The following is a 19633-nucleotide window of genomic DNA, read 5'->3' as shown; positions in this document are numbered from 1 at the left end:
CGACCTACAAAAATATGAGACATTGGAATTCATTGGAAAAACAGATTGTCTTAATCGAAAGCTCTGGTGAGGTTAATCAAAGTATTAGCAGGGTTAGTCACCATTTTGGATTGCACCGTATCAATTACTTCCAACCAAACAGTAAGTTAGAAGATAATATAGTATAAATAAATCTAAAATATTCTGTTCGACTGCCGATTACCCCACTATAGTTATATGATATAGATCAACGTTAAAGGAACCGTTAGGTGCGCAACAATCAACCGGTAACACAGAACGAATATCGATTTCCCGATCATCAGCGTCTTATTTCATCCACCGATAAACGCGGCCATATTCAGTACGTTAACGAGGCCTTTGCAAAAGTCAGTGGCTTTACTCGCGAAGAACTCATTGGCCAGCCACACAATATTGTTCGTCACCCCGACATGCCACCCGCTGTTTATGAAAATATGTGGCAGACCATTAGTAAAGGCAAACCCTGGATGGGGCTGGTTAAAAATCGTCGCAAAAATGGTGATTTTTATTGGGTCAGTGCCTATGTCACGCCTATTTTTGAAGGCAATGCCATCTGTGGTTATGAGTCTGTTCGTGTGTTGCCGACCGAAGCTCAAAAGCAACGCGCCGATCGCGTCTATCAGCGTTTGCGCAACGGCCATGCGCCGTTTTCTGCACTGCAGTTCGCACAGTACTACGCTAAACAGCTAATGCCGGTCTGGCTGCCTGCGCTGCTTGGCATGCTGGCGGCATTTTTTATCGCCGGCTGGCCGGCCGCGTTAACCCTACTTATTACCGCTTTGGTTATTTGCGTCAGTGCCTGCTGGCATCATGAAGCATCGTTTAAAGAACTCATTGAACTGCGTCCTGATGCGTTTACGAACAAAGTTGTTGCCTACACTTATTCCAAAGATGGCGGTGCTAAGGCGCAGCTCGAAATGATGATTCTGAGTGAAGCGGCCCGTTCCCGTACCGCGATTACCCGGGTAGAAGACTCCGTCGCAACCCTCGACTCTATCGTTCGAGCCACGCGCGAGCAGGCAAACTCCAGTAACGCCTTGATAGAAGAGCAGAACAGCAAGACACAGGACGTGGCTTCTGCGATCAACGAAATGTCCACTTCTATTCAGGAAGTCGCCGATAGCGTTGAAAACAATGCCGAAAAATCGGAAACTGCGGCGCGCAATGTCGACACCGGCGTGGAAGTCGCTGCGCAAGCCTTACAAGCCATCAACCAACTCAACGAGTCGGTGGCTACCATTGCCGAAACGGTCGAAGAACTGTCCGCGTCGACCGATGAGATTGGCAAGGCGGCTGACCTGATTACCGCAATTGCTGAACAGACGAATTTGTTGGCCCTTAATGCTGCCATCGAGGCCGCCCGTGCAGGCGAACATGGCCGCGGCTTTAGCGTGGTTGCCGACGAGGTTCGGACACTGGCAACGCGCACTCGCGACTCAACAGATAGTATTCATAAAATCATCGCAAACTTGATGCAAAAAGCCCAAAATGCCGTGCAAGTTTCGCAACAGGGCGAACAAGCAGCGCAACAAGGCGTGCAAATGGTTGGCAAAACCGAGAGCGCGTTGGAAGAAATTCGCCAGGCGGTTGGTTCTATCAACGACATGACGATTCAAATGTCATCGGCGGTTGAGGAGCAAAGCAATGTCGCTGAGCATATTAATCAGCAGGTGACTGATATTGCCGATAGCTCCCGCACCGCAAGCGAGAACGCTAACGAAACGTCGATTTCCAGCGAACGGTTGCAGTCAACAACGGATGAACTCTATAAACTCATTCAACGTTTTAGCAGCGCTTAAAAAACAGCCAAAGTTTTACTTTTGAGCCGTATCGCTGTATTATCCGCGCGAATTTCGATTTTAACACCTTTTCTGTTTTCTTTTAGCCAGCAAAGGTTTACCAACTAAAGACGCATCAATCATGAGCCAGCAAATTGCTAATAACAATTTGATTACGCCACCCTAGGCGCCCTCTCCTTTTCGCCTCGCGAAATTGTCTCATGCATTTGATTGCGTGGCTCAATGCTACGCGCAAAAACCTGACTAGTTTACTTTCTGATTTTTAATCGAGCTGGAATCCGTCTATCTATGTTTAAGTATTTAAAAGAGCATTGGTTCTTTAACACCAAAAATGACCTCCTATCAGGGATTGTGGTTGCACTGGCCCTGATCCCGGAAGCTATCGCGTTTTCTATTATCGCCGGCGTTGACCCTAAAGTTGGTCTGTATGCCTCGTTTTGTATTGCCGTAATTATCGCTATTGTGGGTGGTCGCCCGGGCATGATTAGCGCTGCAACAGGCGCCATGGCGTTGTTAATGGTTACCCTGGTCCGGGAACACGGGCTGGAGTATCTGCTGGCGGCCACCTTGTTAACCGGTGTGCTGCAAATCGTCGCCGGCTACCTTAAGCTGGGTGAGCTCATGCGTTTTGTCTCGCGCTCGGTTGTTACCGGCTTTGTTAATGCGCTGGCGATTCTGATTTTTATGGCACAGCTACCCGAGCTGACTAACGTAACCTGGCATGTGTATGCCATGACTGCGGCAGGGCTCGGCATTATTTATGGCTTCCCATACCTACCGGTGATCGGCAAAGCCGTACCTTCACCGCTGGTGTGTATCGTTACCTTAACCATTGTTGCCGTTGCACTGGGTCTGGACATCCGCACCGTTGGTGATATGGGTCAATTGCCGGATACATTACCGGTATTCTTGTGGCCGGATGTTCCGCTCAACTTAGAAACACTGTGGATTATTTTGCCCTACTCAATTGGTTTAACCGTAGTTGGTTTGCTTGAATCAATGATGACCGCAACCATCGTTGACGACCTGACTGATACCAGCAGTGACCGCAACAAAGAATGTCGTGGTCAGGGAATTGCCAACATTGGCGCAGGATTATTCGGCGGAATGGCCGGTTGTGCAATGATTGGTCAATCCATTATTAACGTTAAATCCGGTGGCCGTGGTCGCCTGTCAACGCTGACCGCCGGCGTGTTCTTGCTCATTATGATTTTAGTGCTGGACCAATGGCTTAAGATCATTCCGATGGCGGCGCTGGTTGCGGTGATGATTATGGTATCCATTGGTACCTTCAGCTGGGGATCGATTCGCGATCTGAAAAAGCATCCGCTCTCTACCAACATCGTTATGGTCACCACGGTGGTTGTGGTGGTCGCCACCCATAATCTGGCTATTGGCGTTGCTGTAGGAGTATTGCTGGCTGCGCTGTTTTTTGCCAACAAAGTCGGTCATTACATGCACGTCCGCTCAACCATTGATAACGATGGCACCACGCGCCGTTACGACGTTATCGGGCAAGTGTTCTTTAGCTCTTCAGAAAAATTCATCGCTTCATTTGACTTAAAGGAAGCCGTTGATAACGTAGTGATTGATTTAACCCATGCACACTTCTGGGATATTACTGCCGTTGATGCGCTGGATCGGGTGGTGGTTAAATTCCGCCGCGAAGGTGCAGAAGTCGAAGTTATTGGTTTGAATGAAGCCAGTGCCACCATTGTCGATCGCTTTGGTGTACATAATAAAGCCAACGCCGAAGATATTCTTGGCGGCGGTCATTAAAGCACTCGAAACAAGGAGAACACTATGAGTAACGTAATTGCATGTATCGATGGTTCGAGTGCCATGGCAGCGGTCGTTGAGTCGGCAGCCTGGGCTTCGTCACGCTTAACCGCGCCGCTGACGTTATTACACGTTATCGAAGAAGGGCACGCCAGTGCCCGGCAAGACATGACCGGTAATATTGGTCTTGGCAGCCGGGAAAAATTGCTGGAGGAGCTAGCAGAACTGGATGCTAAAAAAGGCAAACTATTGTTAGAGCACGGCCATCAGTTACTTGACGAGGCCAAGCGTCAAGTACTGGAAAAAAGCCAGGTGACTGACGTTGCGATGCGCCAGCGCCATGGCGAATTAGTTGAGTCGCTGTTGGCGTTAGAGCACGAAACACGCTTACTGGTAATGGGCACTCACGGTGAGGATCATGGCGATGGTTCGCATATCGGTAGTCAGCTTGAAACCGTATTGCGCCGTGTGCACAAACCCATTCTGCTGACACCTGATACTTTTGCTGAGCCCCAGTCTGTCATGTTGGCCTATGACGGCAGCGCGTCCACTAAAAAAGGCATCGAACTGCTGGCAAAAAGTCCTTTATTCAGCGGGTTACCGGTACACGTGGTGATGGTGGGAGCTGAGTCGGACACCAATAAAGCGACGTTAGAGTGGGCACGCGATGCGCTACAACAAGGGGGTCATCAAGTTGAAACCGCCATTGTAGCAGGCGACGTCGAACCGGCTTTGCATCAGTATCAGGATAACAACGATATTGGCATGATGGTGATGGGTGCTTACGGCCATTCAAAAATTCGTCAGTTTTTAGTGGGTAGCACCACAACCGCTATGATCGAAGCAAGCAAAACCCCGCTACTCATCTTACGGTAAGGAGTAACGCATGGCGCAAACAGCACTGATTTTAGAAGGCGGCGCCATGCGCGGTATTTTTACCGCGGGTGTGCTCGACGGCTTTATCGAGCAGCATTATAACCCGTTTGATTTCGTCATTGGCGTATCTGCGGGATCAACCAATGGCATTGGCTACCTGTGTGGGCAAAGTGGTCGTAGCCATAAAATCATTACTGAATTTGCCACCAGCGATCGTTTTATCGATATGGTGCGTTGGCTGCGGGGCGGCCATTTTTGTGACGTAGACTGGTTATGGCGGCAATCGTTTGATGACGTCTGGCTGGATCTCGATTACTACGAACACCATCAGGTGCCTTTTTACGTTGTCACCACCAGTATTTTAACCGGTAAGCCTCACTACATCCGCATGACCCGCGATAACATGCATGAAGTGTTTCCGGCATCTTGTGCCATTCCGCTGGCGTACCGGGACTTTCCGCTGGTTGGCGACGAACCGATGGCGGATGGCGGCATTGGTGATTCCATTCCGGTTATTAAGGCCTACCAAATGGGTGCGCGACATATTACTGTGGTGTTATCGCGCCCGTTGGGATACAAGAAAAAGGTAAGCAACAATAGCGTTCTTGTGCGCACATTATTTAAAGACTATCCACAGTTACAAGAAGCGATTATTAAACGCAATCAGGCCTATAACGATGCCCTTGAGTTTATTCGCAACCCGCCCGAGGACTGTCAGTTGCGTGTCATCGCACCTCCTGAAGATTTTAACGTGGGTCGTTTTACTCGTGATCTGGAACGGCTAGAGGCAGGCTATCAGCAGGGTTTAACTATCGGACGCCGCACTGCTGCCGATGCAGGAGCTCAAACCCTAACAACGAAATAGTATCACTCTTCCATTAACGATTTCGTAATCGGCTTGATAGCGTTCCGCCAGCCAATTTATTGTTTGCCGGGAATAAAAACTGACATGAGTTGGATCGTTTTTATAATTCCAGTTTTTAAACGAGGCCGTCGTTTTAAGCTCGTTAAGGGATGTCATTACAGCTAACCAGCTCGCTGGCTTTATCAGGCTAAATAGCTGTTGCCAACTGCGCGCAGGGTGAGCAAAGTGCTCGACGACTTCGCTCGCGGTAACAAAGTCGTAACGCTGCTGTAGTTTTGCCTTATCGGGATAATAATACAAGTCATACAGCTCCACCTGCATGCCCTGCTCCTCCAGCATCAGATTTAATGTTGGCCCGGGACCACAGCCAAAGTCTAAGCCGCGCATGCCTTTTTTAAGCTTTGTTAACAAGGGTTCAGAAAGTTGCGATAAAAATTGACGATAACGCTCATCATACGGGTCATTTTCGTGAAAATCGTAAATGGCTTTTTCGTCCGCTTCGGCAATTAGCGAATCAGGATCAGCAAACACCAAATCGCAAGTCAGACAGCGATAATAGCTGCGTTTGCGATCTGCGCAATAAAGCTCGGAATGCTCGGAACAAAGGGTACACTGCATGGCGCAATACTATGATAATTCCGTTCGTTGCGCTAATTTCATTGCATACATATCACGGTCTGCTTCGGATAGCAGCGTCTCCCGCGTCTTATCACCATCGGCGATCGAGTAGCCAATGCTCAACGACGGATAAATTAACTCGCCCTGGTATTCAAGGGGTGTCCGTTCGATATCAATTTTGAGCTTTTCGACAAAACGTTTAATTGCCGCTTCGTCGCGAACACGACCCAGCACAATAATGAATTCATCACCGCCAATGCGAGCTACAAAATCAGTTGCGCGAACACGCGACAACATATGGTTGGCAATATGTTTCAGCAGTTCGTCACCGGCGTCATGACCTAAGTCGTCATTAACTTTTTTAAAGCGGTTTAAATCCACGTTAACCACGGCAAAACGTGGTGGTTGCCCCCAACGAGTGAGCAAGCCGTCAATATAATTGATTAAAAACCGTCGGTTAGGCAGGTGCGTCAATTCATCATGTAACGCATTTTGGTGCGCAATACGAAAAGAACGAATCAGCATAAATACCGCCAGGTACGCCAGTGATGCCACAATTAAACTGGCTAACCATAGCACCGCAAGCACTTGCTGTTCTGCAGCGTCCAGTGATATTCGATACTGGGCTGCTAGTTGCCAGTGTCCGGTAGGCAGGGTAATGGGTAAGCTAAAGTCAGGCTGTTCAAAAATAGCCGCACTGCCAAAAAATACGCCCTGGGTATTATCGGTGGCATTGTCGTTCTGAATCGCCACATCAACTCGCTGTAGCGAATTAAACCCCGCCTCCGCCATGACTTTATCGTAATCGATGACCACACTTACGATGCCCCAGTAATCCATGGATATCGGATAATCACTAAATATAGGGAAACGTGCGATAAGACCGACGCCACCCTGAACGAGTTGGCGTGGCCCGTCAATCACCAGATTACCGGTACGTTTAGCGGTCATTACCGAGGCAAATTGTTCCGGCCGACTTTGATACTCGAAGCCCATGGCCCTCTCATTACCCGCTAACGGGTAGATAAATTGAATCGTATCGTCAGGCGCCATGGCTACATTGCGAACGTGTGTAGACTGCGCCATGAGTTTAGCCGAGCTCGACTCCCAGTTATCAATGGCGAACTGTGGTTCGATATTAACCACGGTAGCGAGACTGTCAGCCAGATAAATATCTTTAAATATGATCGCTTCGAAAGTTGATTTGGCCAGTGACACCTGTTGGCGGGCTTGTTCCTTTTGGGCATCAAAACGCGAATTAACATATGCCTGGGCAGCGTATTGCGTGACCAGATACCAGGCAATAGCATAAGCGCACGATGCTATGATAATCAGTAATTTCGTGCGTTTAGTCATGGCGTCAGTCACCTCATTGTCGCTTGAATGAATGTTAAGGCAAAATCAACATTTAAGCAACAAACGAGGCGTCGACGCTTTAGGTTTGCCGAGATTTTTTGAACAAACCAAACCAGAAAGCGAGTTCAAACACAGCCCCGGTAATTACAAACCCGAGCGCGCCACTCGCCATGCCTGCAAAATAAAAACCGCCAGCAGCGAGTAGACACAATGCCAGGGGCAGCCAACGTTTAAGCATGAGCGTAATACCCGTGCGATTGTTGCGAATTAAGGTGCTTCATATGTGAATAAATTCGCTGGTAATAAAACACTTCAGCAACCACTGAGAATACAAAACCAAATACGGTTAACTGGTAATGACCCTCACCGTAAGCAATGGTTCGCAAAATAACAACGACCAACCCCAGGATAAAAAACACCGGTATCACCCGCCAAAAAACGACCCACGACAGTGCTAAAAAACGTTCCAGAAACTGCGTGCCCTGCGCCCCGCCGTTAGCCCGATACGCTATAACGGTACCGCCAATAATAATGGCCAACGACGCCCAAAACGAAGCGTAATCCCAACCGTTATCGCCATTGCCGATCCAACCGATGGGTAAGTACCACAATAGCGTCAAACCCAATAAATAAAAGAGCGCATGGGCCTGATTAAACTGCTGTTCGCGCAATTGCTGTTTTAGCGCGTCGATGTTGAAAACATACATACTGATTTTCCCTGTCAGTAAAATCCATCTTTCAGGCTAGTACAACTGCAAAAAAATTACTGCCGACAATTGTAAACATTTGTGACTTTGACTAGACAATAGTGCGCCAACAGGCATGATATGAAACACCAACAATTTCTCGAAAAGGATTTTTATGAGAGCTTTAACCTTGTTTGTTTCGTTGCTGTGTTTAGTAAGTATCAACGCATTTGCCAATCCACAAGAATTTGTCGAAGGGACACATTATGAGGTACTCGATACCCCCAAAACGACACAACCCGAAATCGTCGAGTACTTCTCTCTGTATTGCATGGCCTGCTTTCGTTTTGAGCCCATCGCTAACGATTTAAAATCAGCGTTCCCAAAAAGTTTCCGTAAATCACATATGTCGGGGTTGAGTCCACAAGCCAACATGGGCGAGAAAATGACTCAAGCTTACGCGTTGGCGCGCTTTAAAAACCTGGCTAAGCAATTCAATAACATTGTCTTCAAAACCAACTTTTCAGATCGCAACACGATTGAAACAACAGAGCATCTTATCACTGCGCTGGAAAAAGCAGGTATTAACGCGGAAGATGCGGAAACTGGTTTGAACAGTTTCAGTATTAAAGCTCGCGCACGTCAAATGGATAAAGAAGCGCGCGACCGCAACGTGCGTGGTACTCCCACATTGATCGTCAACGGCAAATACAAAATCAATATTAATGGATTCAGAAACAGTAATAATCTATCCGACGATCTCGTTGCGGCGATCAACATGCTACTCAAAAAATAAAACCGCGGTTTTAGCGCTTGTTCACTGCTATTTTTTCTACAAAATAAACGCTACGGTGCGCCGGATTAGCACTATTTCACCTATCCCTGCTACGCGCGCCCAAAGGTGCAGGTAGCCGCAGCGTTTGGCTGCGCACGCGGCGCCCCTGATATAACAGCAGTGGTCCGATAATAGGCAATAACCAATTATTCATGTGATGAATTGAACCTTTATCTTTTATGTCTCTCTACAGTTTATTACTCTGCAATAACTTAACAACAAGGAAGTCTTTGTATGCGCAACTGTATTAAATTAACCAGCGCTGTATTTTTCGCCATAACCTTAACCGCCTGCTCGTCTAACTCCTTTGGTGACAGTGCCACCACAGCTGGCAAACGAACGCTTGAGAATCAGCAGCAGAATGATCAGAGAGATCATCAGCGGAGCTCTGACATCGACAAGGAAGCAGCCCGCAATGGCGGCATTGCTTTCCTCTGGTGTTGGTTTGGCCTTGCTGATTGTGGCTAAAACCAAGGTTCAGCTGTTAGTATGGGCACATTGTTAGTAAAACCTTATCAGAGATTTCAATGAGCCTGACTTTACCCACCTATAAGGACGTTCAAGCTGCTGCAGCGCGTATCGAACCTTATATTCGACGCACGCCCGTAATGACCTCGCGAACCGCCAATGAGAGCTTAGGTGCTGAACTATTTTTTAAGTGCGAAAACTTCCAGCGCATGGGAGCATTTAAATTTCGCGGTGCCATGAACGCGCTGTTGCAATTTTCTGACGCGCAAAAAGCAGCAGGGGTACTGGCTTTCTCGTCGGGTAACCATGCCCAGGCCATTGCTCTGGCAGCAAAGCAGTTAGGTATTAAAGCTACCATCATCATGCCGGAAGACGCTCCTCAGGCCAAAGTAGAGGCCACACAAGGCTATGGCGCGGATGTTATCCGTTATGATCGCTATACCGAGGACCGTGAACAAATTGGTCGCCAATTGGCGGAAAAGGAAGGTTATACACTCATTCCGCCATACGACCACCCCCATGTGTTAGCCGGTCAGGGCACCGCGGCCGATGAGTTATTTGAGCAGGCAGGTCAACTTGATGCCTTGTTTGTTTGTCTCGGCGGTGGCGGTTTGCTGTCAGGCTGTGCGCTGGCCGCTCGCCACCATAACGCGGCTTGCAAGGTATACGGCGTCGAACCCGAAGCCGGTAATGACGGACAACAATCGTTCCGACGCGGCGAAATTGTTCGTATCGATACGCCAAAAACTATCGCTGATGGCGCTCAGACTCAATATTTAGGGCAATATACCTTCCCCATTATCCGTGACAATGTCGACGATATTTTAACGGCAACGGATAACGAGTTGGTTGACGCGATGCGCTTTTATGCCGAACGGATGAAACTGGTGGTTGAACCAACCGGCTGTTTAAGCCTGGCTGCTGCCGAAAAAATAAAACCTGAATTGGCGGGCAAGCGCGTCGGCATCATTATCAGTGGTGGTAATGTCGATCTAACGCGCTACGCAGAACTACTCCAATCCTGAAGGAACCTCAATGACGCAGATACCCGCCTGGCCGGCCCAACTCGATACCCCCTATTTGTTAATTGACGAGGCAAAACTAAAACGCAATATCGACCGGCTACAATCTCACATAAAAGCACAAGGAAGTCAGTTGCGGCCGCATTTAAAAACTTTGCGTACGCTCGAAGCAGCGGATTACCTGTTGCCCGGAAAAAATGCGCCGGCAACCGTTTCCACATTAGCCGAGGCAGAAGCCTATGCTAACGCCGGTTATACCGACTTACTTTACGCCGTGGGTATCGCTCCTGCAAAGCTTGCCCGGGTAGCTCAATTACGCCAGCAGGGCATCAGTTTACATATTCTGTTAGATACCCCCGAACAGGCTACCGCAGTGGTGAATTTCGCCGAGCTACATCAGCAGGACTTTTCTGTGCTAATCGAAATCGACAGCGACGATCATCGTGGCGGCATAAAGCCTGATGCATCACAGCTTGTAACTATTGCTGCACAACTAGGCAGCCATTTTAGCGGTTTAATGACCCATGCAGGCGGGTCTTATGGTTGTAGCACGCCTGCTGCTTTGCAGACGTTTGCACAACAAGAGTGCGACGCCATCCGACAAGCCAGACAGCGTTTGGCAGAAGCCGGCATAGATTGCCCTATCACCAGTGTCGGCTCCACACCTACTGCGCATTTCGGTACCGACTTTAATGACATCAGTGAAGTGCGGGCAGGTGTTTTCACCACCTTCGACCTGGTGATGAAAAATATCGGCGTATGCACAATGGATGATATTGCGATGTCGGTGGTGACCACCGTTATTGGGTACAATAAAGAAAAACACTGGTTGCTTACCGACAGCGGCTGGATGGCTGTGTCCCGTGACCGCGGCACAGCAAATCAAGCTGTCGACTACAACTACGGACAAGTCTGTCGGCTGGACGGGACTGTTATTAACGGTTTAACGCTGACCGGTACTTCACAGGAACACGGCGTTATTGAACTGCCACAAGACTATGCCGCCGGTGACTTTGCCGTCGATGATTTTGCCATAGGTACACAGCTACGCATTTTGCCTAACCATGCCTGTGCCACGGCCGCCATGCACCCCGTTTACCACATACTTAAAAGCGACAACAGCCATGAGCAATGGCAACGTATAATTGGCTGGTAAGCGGACTAGGTAACGTCTTTTAACGCAGCTCTGATAGTCGGGTAGTTAAATTCAAATCCGTGGTCGCGGAGTTTATCCGGCACCACAGCCTGGCCCTCCAGTAACATAGACGACATTTCCCCCATCGCCGTTTTCAATACCACTGCTGGTACCTTAAAAATATGCGGCCGCTTAAGCACCGACGTTAATGTGCGACTAAATGCTTTATTCGTCACCGGCCCGGGTGCCGTCATATTAACCGGTCCCTGAATGGTATCGTGCTGCAGGATGTACTCTATGGCACGAACCATATCGTCGATATGAATCCACGACATCATTTGTGTGCCGTTACCCAACGGCCCGCCTAAGCCCATTTTGTAGGGCAATATCATTTTAGCCAACGCACCACCTTCGGCTGACAAAACTACGCCTGTACGCAACAGCACGACTCGAGTCTGTTCGCTCGCCGCCAGTGCTTTTTGCTCCCATTGTTGGCAAAGTTCAACCGCAAAATCACGCTGCTTAGGTGTCCCCTCTTCGTTTACCGGTTCGGCATCGCGCGGCCCGTAATAACCAATGGCAGAGCCACTGACAAAAAGCGGCTTTTTGTCAGCGGCCGTGATCATCTCTGCGAGTTTCTCAGTAACCTGCCAACGACTGTTCTGCAACCTTTGTTTTCGCTGGGCACTCCAGCGTTTATCGGCAATACCCGCACCCTGCAAATTAATCACAGCGTCAAAGGCGCTGATATTATTAATCTCATCCACCGATTTGACCACAGTAACCGCGCCGCCTAACTGACGACGCGCTTTGTCCGGTGCACGCGAAGTCACCGTGAACGTGTGCTGGCTGCTGTATTTTTTTATAAAATACGAGCCGATTAAACCAGTTCCACCGGTTAACAATATGTTCATGGAGACCTCCTCATTAACGACAAACGGACTCGCGCAAAATACGCGAGCTACGCCAGTTTACGAATTAATTGTGCGGTGTTTCGACGGATTAACCGCGAGCACGACAGACGACCCAGTACACCCACGACAATAGCGCCGGTTAACGGCCCGACAAGCCATAACCGCCAATGCCAGGTGGCATCCATATTGAAAGCCTGGGTCTGCAATATTAGCAACGAAATATCCATTGCGATGGTCGCAATCAAACCGCTAATTCCCCCAAGTACCAGGAACTCATAGGTAATACTGCGACTTAAAAGCTTACCCGGTGCACCGAGTGTACGCAGAATCACAAGCTCTTTCTGACGTTCTTCCATGCTGGCCTGTACTTGGGCAATTAACACCAGCGCACCGGCGACAATCACTAACACCAGGACAAATAGGATAGCCAGGCTGACCTGAGAAATAACCTCACGAATTTGATCAATAATGGCATCGAGATCGATTAAAGACGCCTCCGGGAAGGGCCGGAAAAGCTCATAAAGTTCGTCTTTGCGATCTTCGTCCAGATGGAAGCTAGTGATATATGTTGCCGGAAAGTCCTGCAATGTATTGGTGTTAAACACCATATAAAAGTTCGGTTGCAAGGTGCTCCAGTCGGCCTCACGCAAACTGGTGACCGGCACCGTAAACTCTTCACCACCGATATTAAAAGTCAGTTCATCGCCAACCTGAATATCTAATCGCTCCGCCGCATTCAACTCGACAGATACTTGCGGTTCTGCGTTATCACCCCACCAGCTGCCCTCAACAATCTCATTGTTTGGTGGCACGGTATCGCGCCAGGTCATCGAGAGTTCACGGCCGAAGCCTTCACGCCCCTCTTCGCGCTCTTCGTCATCACGATCTTCTTTGGTGACTTCGGCTAACAAACGTTCACCGTTGTGATAGGTTACACGCCCCGGCACAATCGGGTACTGGTCTGTCGCTTCGATATTCTCGCGCTCAAACATTGCCTGTAAGTCAGGCACTTTTTCCTCCGCAATATTGAGCGCAAAATAATTCGGCGCATCGTCCGGCAGCTGCCGTTGCCAGTCGGCAAGCAAATCGTTGCGTAGTACGATAACCAATAGCAACAACATAATAGCAGTGGAGAATGCCAACATTTGCACACTATTGGCCGCTGCACGGCGTTGTAATCCTGCCATTGCCAAACGCCAGGCGCTACCTGCCTGCATACCCGCTTTGCGACTGGCATTGATCAATAAGCGCCCGATACCAAGTAGTAACACTGCCGCAAATGCGCCCCCGGCAAACAACGCCGTCGATAGCCACCATTGCTGAGAATAAAGCACCAGTAAGCCGTAAATGGTACCGCCACTTAATATCCATTGCAGCCAACGTACTGCTTGCGCCCCTACCAACTGGCGGTGGAGTACCCGCAGCGGCGGGATCGCAACCAAACGGAACAATGGATAAAGAGTGAACATCACCGCACTAATAATCCCCGTTGCCGCAGCCAGTAAATACGGTTTAACTGTCGCCGCCGGTAACTCCGCATCCAGTTGTTGCGCTACCCAGTCGATTACAAATGACTGGATCAACCAGCCCAGGATCATACCGATACCAACGCTCAATGCCGTTAACAGCAACAAGTGCAGGATAAAAATACGGCGGATCTGCTGGCGACTCGCACCTAAGGTTTTGAAAATAGCCACGACGTCGTAGTTACGCTGACAATAACGCTGCGCAGCAACCGCAACAGCCGTCGCAGCCAGCACCACACCTAACAGACTGGCCAGCATCATAAAGCGCTCGGCACGGTTTAACGAACGCGCTAACGGACTATCACCGTCCTCGATACTGCGCCAGCTGTGTGTATCATCATTCAACTGCGGCAGTAACCATTGCTCGTAGTCCGCCAGCGCATCTTGCGAGCCTGCCATGAGAACGTTGTAGCGCACACGACTGCCGGGCTGGATTAGCCCCGTCTGCTCTAATTGAGAATACGGAATAATGACATTAGGGCTGTCAGTAAACACCGAAAAGCCGACATCGGGCTCATAAGTAACAACCTTAGTCACCTTAAAGGCACTGTTACCGACCTCAATCGAGTCGCCCAAATCGATTTGTAATGCCTGAAATAATGAAGATGCAACCCACGCCTCCCCTGCGGCAGGCAACCCCTTGGCGACCTCACCTTCGACAAACGGCGTATCAGCAATACGCAATTCACCGCGCAACGGATAGCCATCGGATACCGCTTTTACGTCAATTAACTGCAACTTATCGTTAGCAAATGCCATGGAGTTAAAAACCACCCGCCAGGCCGTTTTTATATCGCGCGACTGAGCCTCTTCAAGCCAGTCCTGATTAATATCCCGACGTGAACTCAAGACCCGATCGGCCGCTAAGAACTCACTACTGCGTTCCAGCAATCCCGACTGCAGACGTTCGCTGAATAACGACAATGACAAAACCGCTGTTACCGATAGGATGATGGCCAGCGCCATGATGGTCAGTTCACCCCGTTTCAGCTCCTGCTTTAATAACCGAAACGAAATTTTATGCCACATCGCGCGTTGCCTCCGCCAGCTCACCAGCTTCCATCCGCAGCACACGCTGGCACTTCTCTGCCAACTGATTATCGTGCGTGACCATGATCAAGGTAGTGCCGTAGTCCTTATTCAGGTCAAACAACAACTGCTCAACCTTATCACCGGTATGGGTGTCCAGATTACCGGTCGGTTCATCAGCAAATAAAATCTTTGGCTGGCCAACAAAGGCACGGGCAATCGCCACACGCTGTTGTTCACCGCCGGATAATTGATTGGGATAGTGATGCCAGCGATCTTCCAGACCCACTTTGGCTAGTAGTTCACGCGCTTCCTTTTCGGCGCCTTTATGTCCGGCAAGCTCCGCCGGCAACATAACGTTCTCCAGGGCGCTTAAACTGGGTACCAATAAAAACTGTTGAAAGATAAAGCCAACCTTATCGGCACGGACTTTTGCCCGCTGCTCCTCATCCAATTCGCTAAGTTTTTCGTTATCTATAAGAACTTCACCAGACGTCGCAAGGTCCAATCCGGCAAGTAACGACAATAATGTGGATTTACCCGAGCCTGACGCGCCAACGATGGCGACGGTCTCACCCGCATTGATTGCTACGTTAATAGGTTGCAGAATTTGCAATGGACCTTCTGAGGTCTCGACGATTTTTTCCAGTTGTTGGGCTTGAATGAGCATATGATGAAAAACTTCCTTTTGAAATTAAGTCTTGTAGTCGTTCTGTTACTGTCTATACGTACGGTTTCAGCAAATGTTTCACTTGTTGTTTTAGGCGATAGCTTAAGTGCCGGCTACGGCCTGTCCAGCCAACAAACCTGGGTAGCCGAACTCGACCGCCGCTGGCAGCAAACGCACCCGCAATATGCCATTATCAACGCCAGTATCAGCGGTGAAACCACCACCGGCGGTTTGCGTCGCCTCGAAGGCGTTCTCGAACGCCATAACCCTGATGCATTATTCATTGAACTCGGCGGCAACGACGGCCTGCGCGGTTTTAACCTCAGCACAGTACGCAGCAATTTGGAACAAATGATCGATAAAGCCCAGGCTGAGGGCGTTAAAGTGGCATTAAGCCAAGTCATGGTACCACCCAACTATGGCCAACGTTTTGCCGAACAGTTCACCAGCCTGTATAAAGAAGTCGCTGAACAGAAGAACGTTCCACTGATCCCGTTTTTCATGGAACCCCTAATCGAAGAAAGCACAGACTACGTGCAGAATGACGGCATCCACCCCACCGCCGAAGCACAACCCAAAATCGCCGACTTCCTCGAACCGCACCTAGTCGACCTACTGCAACGCGCACAGTAGCTCGCGCCTCCGGCGCGAGGGGGGTGGCAGTGAATTAAATGACGTTGTGTTGCAAACTCAGAGAAAGCAATGGAATGGCTAATTGCTTTTGGCAGGCAACCGAGGGGCTGTAGCCAGAAACCGCTCCAAGCACGTCCGTGTGGCTTGTTTCCGGCCATCCATGGCCTCCAACATTTCTGGCTACAGCCCCTCGGTACCTACCACGCAATTAACCATCCCATTGCTTTGCTATTTCTGTTAATAACGCCATTTAATCCGCTACCACAAATCCGTAATACGATAACTTTTTGGGGTAGCTTAACCAACAAGACACAGAATAGCGGCCCTTTGGGATGGGCGAGCGTCAGGATTTGCGTCCTCGTTTTCAAAGGGTGTTGGAGGCCATGGATGGCCGGAAACAAGCGTACAGGGATGTACTTGCAGCGTCCCTTTGAAAACGAGGACGTAAAGCCTGATAAAGCTCGTCCGTTCCAAAGTGCAGCTATACCGTCTTGTTGGTTAAGCTATCCCCACCCTCGCGCCAAAGGCGCGAGCTACGGATTTTGGGTACAAAAAAACCGCCTTGGTGGCGGTTTGTGCAGTATGGCGTCCCCTAGGGGATTCGAACCCCTGTTACCGCCGTGAAAGGGCGGTGTCCTAGGCCTCTAGACGAAGGGGACCCGGACTGTGGTTTGATGCGTTACGATTTGGCGTCCCCTAGGGGATTCGAACCCCTGTTACTGCCGTGAAAGGGCAGTGTCCTAGGCCTCTAGACGAAGGGGACGCAATATCGTGTTGCATCGCTGTGATTGAAGTGGCGTCCCCTAGGGGATTCGAACCCCTGTTACCGCCGTGAAAGGGCGGTGTCCTAGGCCTCTAGACGAAGGGGACGCAGTTCATTCACAATTGCTGTTGGACGTTTTGGTGGAGCTAAGCGGGATCGAACCGCTGACCTCTTGCATGCCATGCAAGCGCTCTCCCAGCTGAGCTATAGCCCCTCTACCGAAGCAGTAAAACTGCCCTGACAGCGGGGCGCATTCTATTGCGAGCAGCGTTAATGTGTCAACTGTTTTTTGAAAAATTTCATCCGTTTGGTGAATTTTATCGCAATCTGCACAATTAACGTTCAACTGACTCAGCGGGCGCGTTTCGGCAGATTCTGGTGATACACATGATAGACCTGCTCCAGTCCTTCCCGGCTGGAAACCGACACGTTCATATCGTTAACCAGACCATTGTCCAGCCGATAGACCCAACCATGAATATGCAACTCTTCGCCGCGGTCCCAGGCTTCCTGGACCACATTAGTCTTTGCCAGATTTTTGACCTGCTCGATAACATTTAATTCGCACAAGCGGTCGATACGTGTAGGCTCGTCGAGCTGCTCCAGCTCTGTCGCGTGTTCACGGTAAACGTCACGGATTGGATACAACCAATGGTCGACCAAACCGTGGGGCTGCGATTCAACCGCTGCTTTTACACCTCCGCAACCATAATGCCCGACCACCAGTACGTGTTTAACCTTTAGTGCTTCAATGGCGTATTGGATAACCGATAAACAATTAAAGTCAGTTTGAATAACCTGGTTTGCGACATTACGGTGTACAAACAATTCACCGGGGTCCATCCCGACAATCTGATTTGCCGGCACGCGGCTGTCAGAACAACCAATCCATAAATATTCCGGCGACTGTTGACCCACCAACCGATGAAAAAACTCCGGGTCGCGCTCAGTTTGCTGGCGCGCCCATTCCCGGTTATTGTCGATCAAATGTTTAATTGTTGGCATAAGACCTCGGTTAAGCCAGTGACCTAGCTATTCGCTTCTCGTTCAGCGATAAATTCTAAAGCAAGGTCGATACGCTGCAAGACACTCTGTTGGGGTATTAATTCCAGTGTCACGTCTAACGAAGGAGAGTTACCTCCGCCGGTTGCAGCTACTCGCAATGGCATACCTACTTTGCCCATTCCTACTTCCAGCACGTCAGCTGTTTGATTAATCGCTGCCTGAATATTCTCGGCGTTCCAGTCAGTGACTGCACTCAACAACTCTTTAGCCTTCTGCAGTGGCTCTTTAGCTACCGGGCGTAAATGTTTTTTCGCGGCTTTTTCTTCAAATTCAGTCACTGGTGCAAAGAAATAACGGCTGATATCTGCCATTTCTTTCAGAGTTTTTACGCGGTCTGCCTGTAACTCAACGATTTTTTCTAACGCCGGTCCCGTGCTGGTATCCACATCCAGCTGATCAAACTGCCATTGCAATTGCGGTGCTACCTGCGCTGCAGGCAGTGTTTTCATGTAGTGCTGGTTCAGCCAGTTTAACTTTTCGGTATTAAATGCTGATGCCGCTTTGTTAACGTCATCCAGCTTAAAGTACTTAACCAGTTCATCAACACTAAAGATTTCCTGATCACCGTGCGACCAACCCAGACGGGCTAAGTAGTTAATAACCGCTTCCGGCACATAGCCATCATCGCGATATTGCATGACACTGACAGCACCATGACGTTTTGACAATTTCTTGCCGTCGTCCCCCAGAATCATCGACACGTGTGCATATTGCGGTACCGGGGCACCCAACGCTTTTAATATATTGATTTGACGCGGGGTATTATTGATATGGTCTTCACCGCGCACAACGTGGGTGATTTCCATATCCCAGTCATCAACAACCACGCAGAAGTTGTAGGTCGGCGTGCCGTCAGTCCGGGCAATAATCAAATCATCCAATTCCTGGTTAGAAAATTCGATACGCCCGCGGATGTGATCATCAAATACCACACTACCCTCTTGTGGATTACGGAAACGAATCACGTATTTGTCGCCGCCCACATTGGGATTGTCGCGGCAATGGCCGTCGTAGCGCGGCTTTTGCCCGGCTGCCATTTGCTCTTCACGCATTTTTTCTAAGCGCTCAGCAGAGCAATAGCATTTATACGCTTTGTCTTCGTCCAGCAATTTGTCGATAAGCTGTTGGTAGCGGTCAAAGCGCTGGGTTTGGTAAAACGGTCCTTTATCCCAGTTTAAACCTAACCACTGCATGCCTTCTAAGATGGCGTCGATTGCAGGCTGGGTTGAGCGTTCACGGTCGGTGTCTTCAATACGCAGCACAAATTCGCCGCCCTGCGCTTTAGCCACTAACCACGAATACAGGGCAGTCCGAGCACCACCAACATGCAAATACCCAGTAGGACTGGGTGCGAAACGCGTTACCACACTCATGCTTTGTTCCTTTACAATGAATTCATTCAGATAGGCCGGACGCGATGTCCGTTATTGGCGCGAAGTGTAGCAAGAACTCCGCCTTTTCGCATCTGCTACAACCGCAACAACGTACAGAAATTAGCAAAAGCGGTTATTTTCTCAGCAGTTAAACAAAACTTTCAATTTTTTGTTTGACAGTTTGATTCATCGCCCTATAATGC

General features: G+C 49.4%; 17 protein-coding genes and 4 tRNA genes. 9 read left to right on the top strand and 12 right to left on the bottom strand.

Going from position 1 to position 19633, the window contains the following annotated elements:
- Positions 1–248: 248 nt before the first annotated feature.
- The 4 genes from DEU29_RS09340 (at position 249) to DEU29_RS09325 (ending at position 5337) form a co-directional block, all read left to right on the top strand.
- Positions 249–1817, top strand: coding sequence for a methyl-accepting chemotaxis protein (locus DEU29_RS09340; RefSeq protein ID WP_133540094.1), 1569 nt, complete (start codon positions 249–251; stop codon positions 1815–1817).
- Positions 1818–2105: 288 nt separating this feature from the next.
- Positions 2106–3596, top strand: coding sequence for a SulP family inorganic anion transporter (locus tag DEU29_RS09335; RefSeq protein WP_133540093.1), 1491 nt, complete (start codon positions 2106–2108; stop codon positions 3594–3596).
- 24 nt (positions 3597–3620) lie between these two features.
- On the top strand, positions 3621–4472 hold the full coding sequence (locus tag DEU29_RS09330) for a universal stress protein (RefSeq protein WP_133540092.1): 852 nt from the start codon (positions 3621–3623) through the stop codon (positions 4470–4472).
- Between the two features lie 10 nt (positions 4473–4482).
- The gene (locus DEU29_RS09325) at positions 4483–5337 is read left to right on the top strand and encodes a patatin-like phospholipase family protein (RefSeq protein ID WP_133540091.1); all 855 of its coding nucleotides are present in this window, start codon (positions 4483–4485) and stop codon (positions 5335–5337) included.
- Here DEU29_RS09325 and DEU29_RS09320 read toward each other — a convergent pair.
- From DEU29_RS09320 to DEU29_RS09310, 3 genes are all read right to left on the bottom strand, one after another.
- Entirely contained in the window at positions 5323–5955 is a 633-nt protein-coding gene (locus DEU29_RS09320; RefSeq protein WP_133540090.1) for a class I SAM-dependent methyltransferase, read from the bottom strand. The genes DEU29_RS09325 and DEU29_RS09320 overlap by 15 nt on opposite strands.
- 9 nt (positions 5956–5964) lie before the next feature.
- On the bottom strand, positions 5965–7311 hold the full coding sequence (locus DEU29_RS09315) for a diguanylate cyclase domain-containing protein (RefSeq protein WP_133540089.1): 1347 nt from the start codon (positions 7309–7311) through the stop codon (positions 5965–5967).
- 230 nt (positions 7312–7541) lie between these two features.
- On the bottom strand, positions 7542–8018 hold the full coding sequence (locus DEU29_RS09310; protein WP_133540088.1) for a hypothetical protein: 477 nt from the start codon (positions 8016–8018) through the stop codon (positions 7542–7544).
- A 154-nt stretch (positions 8019–8172) separates the two neighbouring features.
- On the opposite strand from DEU29_RS09310, the gene DEU29_RS09305 reads away from it, so the two are divergent.
- The 4 genes from DEU29_RS09305 (at position 8173) to DEU29_RS09290 (ending at position 11478) form a co-directional block, all read left to right on the top strand.
- Entirely contained in the window at positions 8173–8793 is a 621-nt protein-coding gene (locus DEU29_RS09305; RefSeq protein WP_133540087.1) for a thiol:disulfide interchange protein DsbA/DsbL, read from the top strand.
- Positions 8794–9066: 273 nt separating this feature from the next.
- A complete protein-coding gene (locus DEU29_RS09300; protein ID WP_133540086.1) occupies positions 9067–9300 on the top strand; it encodes a hypothetical protein in 234 nt (77 codons plus the stop codon).
- Between the two features lie 59 nt (positions 9301–9359).
- The gene (locus DEU29_RS09295) at positions 9360–10325 is read left to right on the top strand and encodes a threo-3-hydroxy-L-aspartate ammonia-lyase (protein WP_133540085.1); all 966 of its coding nucleotides are present in this window, start codon (positions 9360–9362) and stop codon (positions 10323–10325) included.
- 10 nt (positions 10326–10335) lie between these two features.
- A complete protein-coding gene (locus DEU29_RS09290) occupies positions 10336–11478 on the top strand; it encodes a DSD1 family PLP-dependent enzyme (RefSeq protein WP_133540084.1) in 1143 nt (380 codons plus the stop codon).
- Positions 11479–11483: 5 nt separating this feature from the next.
- Here the strand turns inward: DEU29_RS09290 and DEU29_RS09285 are convergent, their stop codons facing one another.
- The 3 genes from DEU29_RS09285 to DEU29_RS09275 are packed head-to-tail and all read right to left on the bottom strand — an operon-like array spanning position 11484 to position 15596.
- Complete coding sequence (locus tag DEU29_RS09285; RefSeq protein ID WP_133540083.1) at positions 11484–12371, bottom strand: TIGR01777 family oxidoreductase; 888 nt, start codon at positions 12369–12371, stop codon at positions 11484–11486.
- Positions 12372–12418: 47 nt separating this feature from the next.
- Positions 12419–14926 (bottom strand): ABC transporter permease, encoded by a 2508-nt coding sequence (locus tag DEU29_RS09280; protein WP_133540082.1) that lies wholly within the window; start codon positions 14924–14926, stop codon positions 12419–12421.
- Positions 14916–15596 carry an ABC transporter ATP-binding protein gene (locus tag DEU29_RS09275; RefSeq protein WP_133540081.1) on the bottom strand — a complete coding sequence of 227 codons (681 nt, stop codon included), beginning with the start codon at positions 15594–15596 and terminating at the stop codon, positions 14916–14918. Before DEU29_RS09275 ends, DEU29_RS09280 begins: the two co-directional genes overlap by 11 nt.
- Before the next feature lie 18 nt (positions 15597–15614).
- Here DEU29_RS09275 and DEU29_RS09270 point away from each other — a divergent pair, with 18 nt between their 5' ends.
- Positions 15615–16229 (top strand): arylesterase, encoded by a 615-nt coding sequence (locus DEU29_RS09270; RefSeq protein ID WP_243734539.1) that lies wholly within the window; start codon positions 15615–15617, stop codon positions 16227–16229.
- A gap of 583 nt (positions 16230–16812) precedes the next feature.
- Here the strand turns inward: DEU29_RS09270 and DEU29_RS09265 are convergent.
- The 6 genes from DEU29_RS09265 to gltX form a co-directional block, all read right to left on the bottom strand.
- Positions 16813–16888: transfer RNA gene (locus DEU29_RS09265), tRNA-Glu, on the bottom strand.
- A 28-nt stretch (positions 16889–16916) separates the two neighbouring features.
- Positions 16917–16992: transfer RNA gene (locus DEU29_RS09260), tRNA-Glu, on the bottom strand.
- Between the two features lie 31 nt (positions 16993–17023).
- Positions 17024–17099 (bottom strand) — tRNA-Glu (locus DEU29_RS09255).
- Between the two features lie 31 nt (positions 17100–17130).
- Positions 17131–17206, bottom strand: a tRNA-Ala gene (locus DEU29_RS09250).
- A 137-nt stretch (positions 17207–17343) separates the two neighbouring features.
- Positions 17344–17997, bottom strand: a complete 654-nt coding sequence (gene can, locus DEU29_RS09245) for a carbonate dehydratase (RefSeq protein WP_133540079.1) — start codon at positions 17995–17997, stop codon at positions 17344–17346.
- A 23-nt stretch (positions 17998–18020) separates the two neighbouring features.
- Positions 18021–19430 (bottom strand): glutamate--tRNA ligase, encoded by a 1410-nt coding sequence (gltX, locus tag DEU29_RS09240; protein WP_133540078.1) that lies wholly within the window; start codon positions 19428–19430, stop codon positions 18021–18023.
- Between the last annotated feature and the right edge of the window lie 203 nt (positions 19431–19633).

This window comes from Idiomarina aquatica, assembly GCF_004362895.1.
Classification (GTDB): Bacteria; Pseudomonadota; Gammaproteobacteria; order Enterobacterales; family Alteromonadaceae; genus Idiomarina.
This window is presented reverse-complemented; position numbering and strand designations above follow the sequence as displayed.

Bases quoted from the DNA above. Each gene is read 5' to 3' on its own strand.
- DEU29_RS09335 (WP_133540093.1), top strand. From the start codon at position 2,106: ATGTTTAAGTATTTAAAAGAGCATTGGTTCTTTAACACCAAAAATGAC.
- DEU29_RS09330 (WP_133540092.1), top strand. From the start codon at position 3,621: ATGAGTAACGTAATTGCATGTATCGATGGTTCGAGTGCCATGGCAGCG.
- DEU29_RS09325 (WP_133540091.1), top strand. From the start codon at position 4,483: ATGGCGCAAACAGCACTGATTTTAGAAGGCGGCGCCATGCGCGGTATT.
- DEU29_RS09320 (WP_133540090.1), bottom strand. From the start codon at position 5,955: ATGCAGTGTACCCTTTGTTCCGAGCATTCCGAGCTTTATTGCGCAGAT.
- DEU29_RS09315 (WP_133540089.1), bottom strand. From the start codon at position 7,311: ATGACTAAACGCACGAAATTACTGATTATCATAGCATCGTGCGCTTAT.
- DEU29_RS09310 (WP_133540088.1), bottom strand. From the start codon at position 8,018: ATGTATGTTTTCAACATCGACGCGCTAAAACAGCAATTGCGCGAACAG.
- DEU29_RS09305 (WP_133540087.1), top strand. From the start codon at position 8,173: ATGAGAGCTTTAACCTTGTTTGTTTCGTTGCTGTGTTTAGTAAGTATC.
- DEU29_RS09300 (WP_133540086.1), top strand. From the start codon at position 9,067: ATGCGCAACTGTATTAAATTAACCAGCGCTGTATTTTTCGCCATAACC.
- DEU29_RS09295 (WP_133540085.1), top strand. From the start codon at position 9,360: ATGAGCCTGACTTTACCCACCTATAAGGACGTTCAAGCTGCTGCAGCG.
- DEU29_RS09290 (WP_133540084.1), top strand. From the start codon at position 10,336: ATGACGCAGATACCCGCCTGGCCGGCCCAACTCGATACCCCCTATTTG.
- DEU29_RS09285 (WP_133540083.1), bottom strand. From the start codon at position 12,371: ATGAACATATTGTTAACCGGTGGAACTGGTTTAATCGGCTCGTATTTT.
- DEU29_RS09280 (WP_133540082.1), bottom strand. From the start codon at position 14,926: ATGTGGCATAAAATTTCGTTTCGGTTATTAAAGCAGGAGCTGAAACGG.
- DEU29_RS09275 (WP_133540081.1), bottom strand. From the start codon at position 15,596: ATGCTCATTCAAGCCCAACAACTGGAAAAAATCGTCGAGACCTCAGAA.
- can (WP_133540079.1), bottom strand. From the start codon at position 17,997: ATGCCAACAATTAAACATTTGATCGACAATAACCGGGAATGGGCGCGC.
- gltX (WP_133540078.1), bottom strand. From the start codon at position 19,430: ATGAGTGTGGTAACGCGTTTCGCACCCAGTCCTACTGGGTATTTGCAT.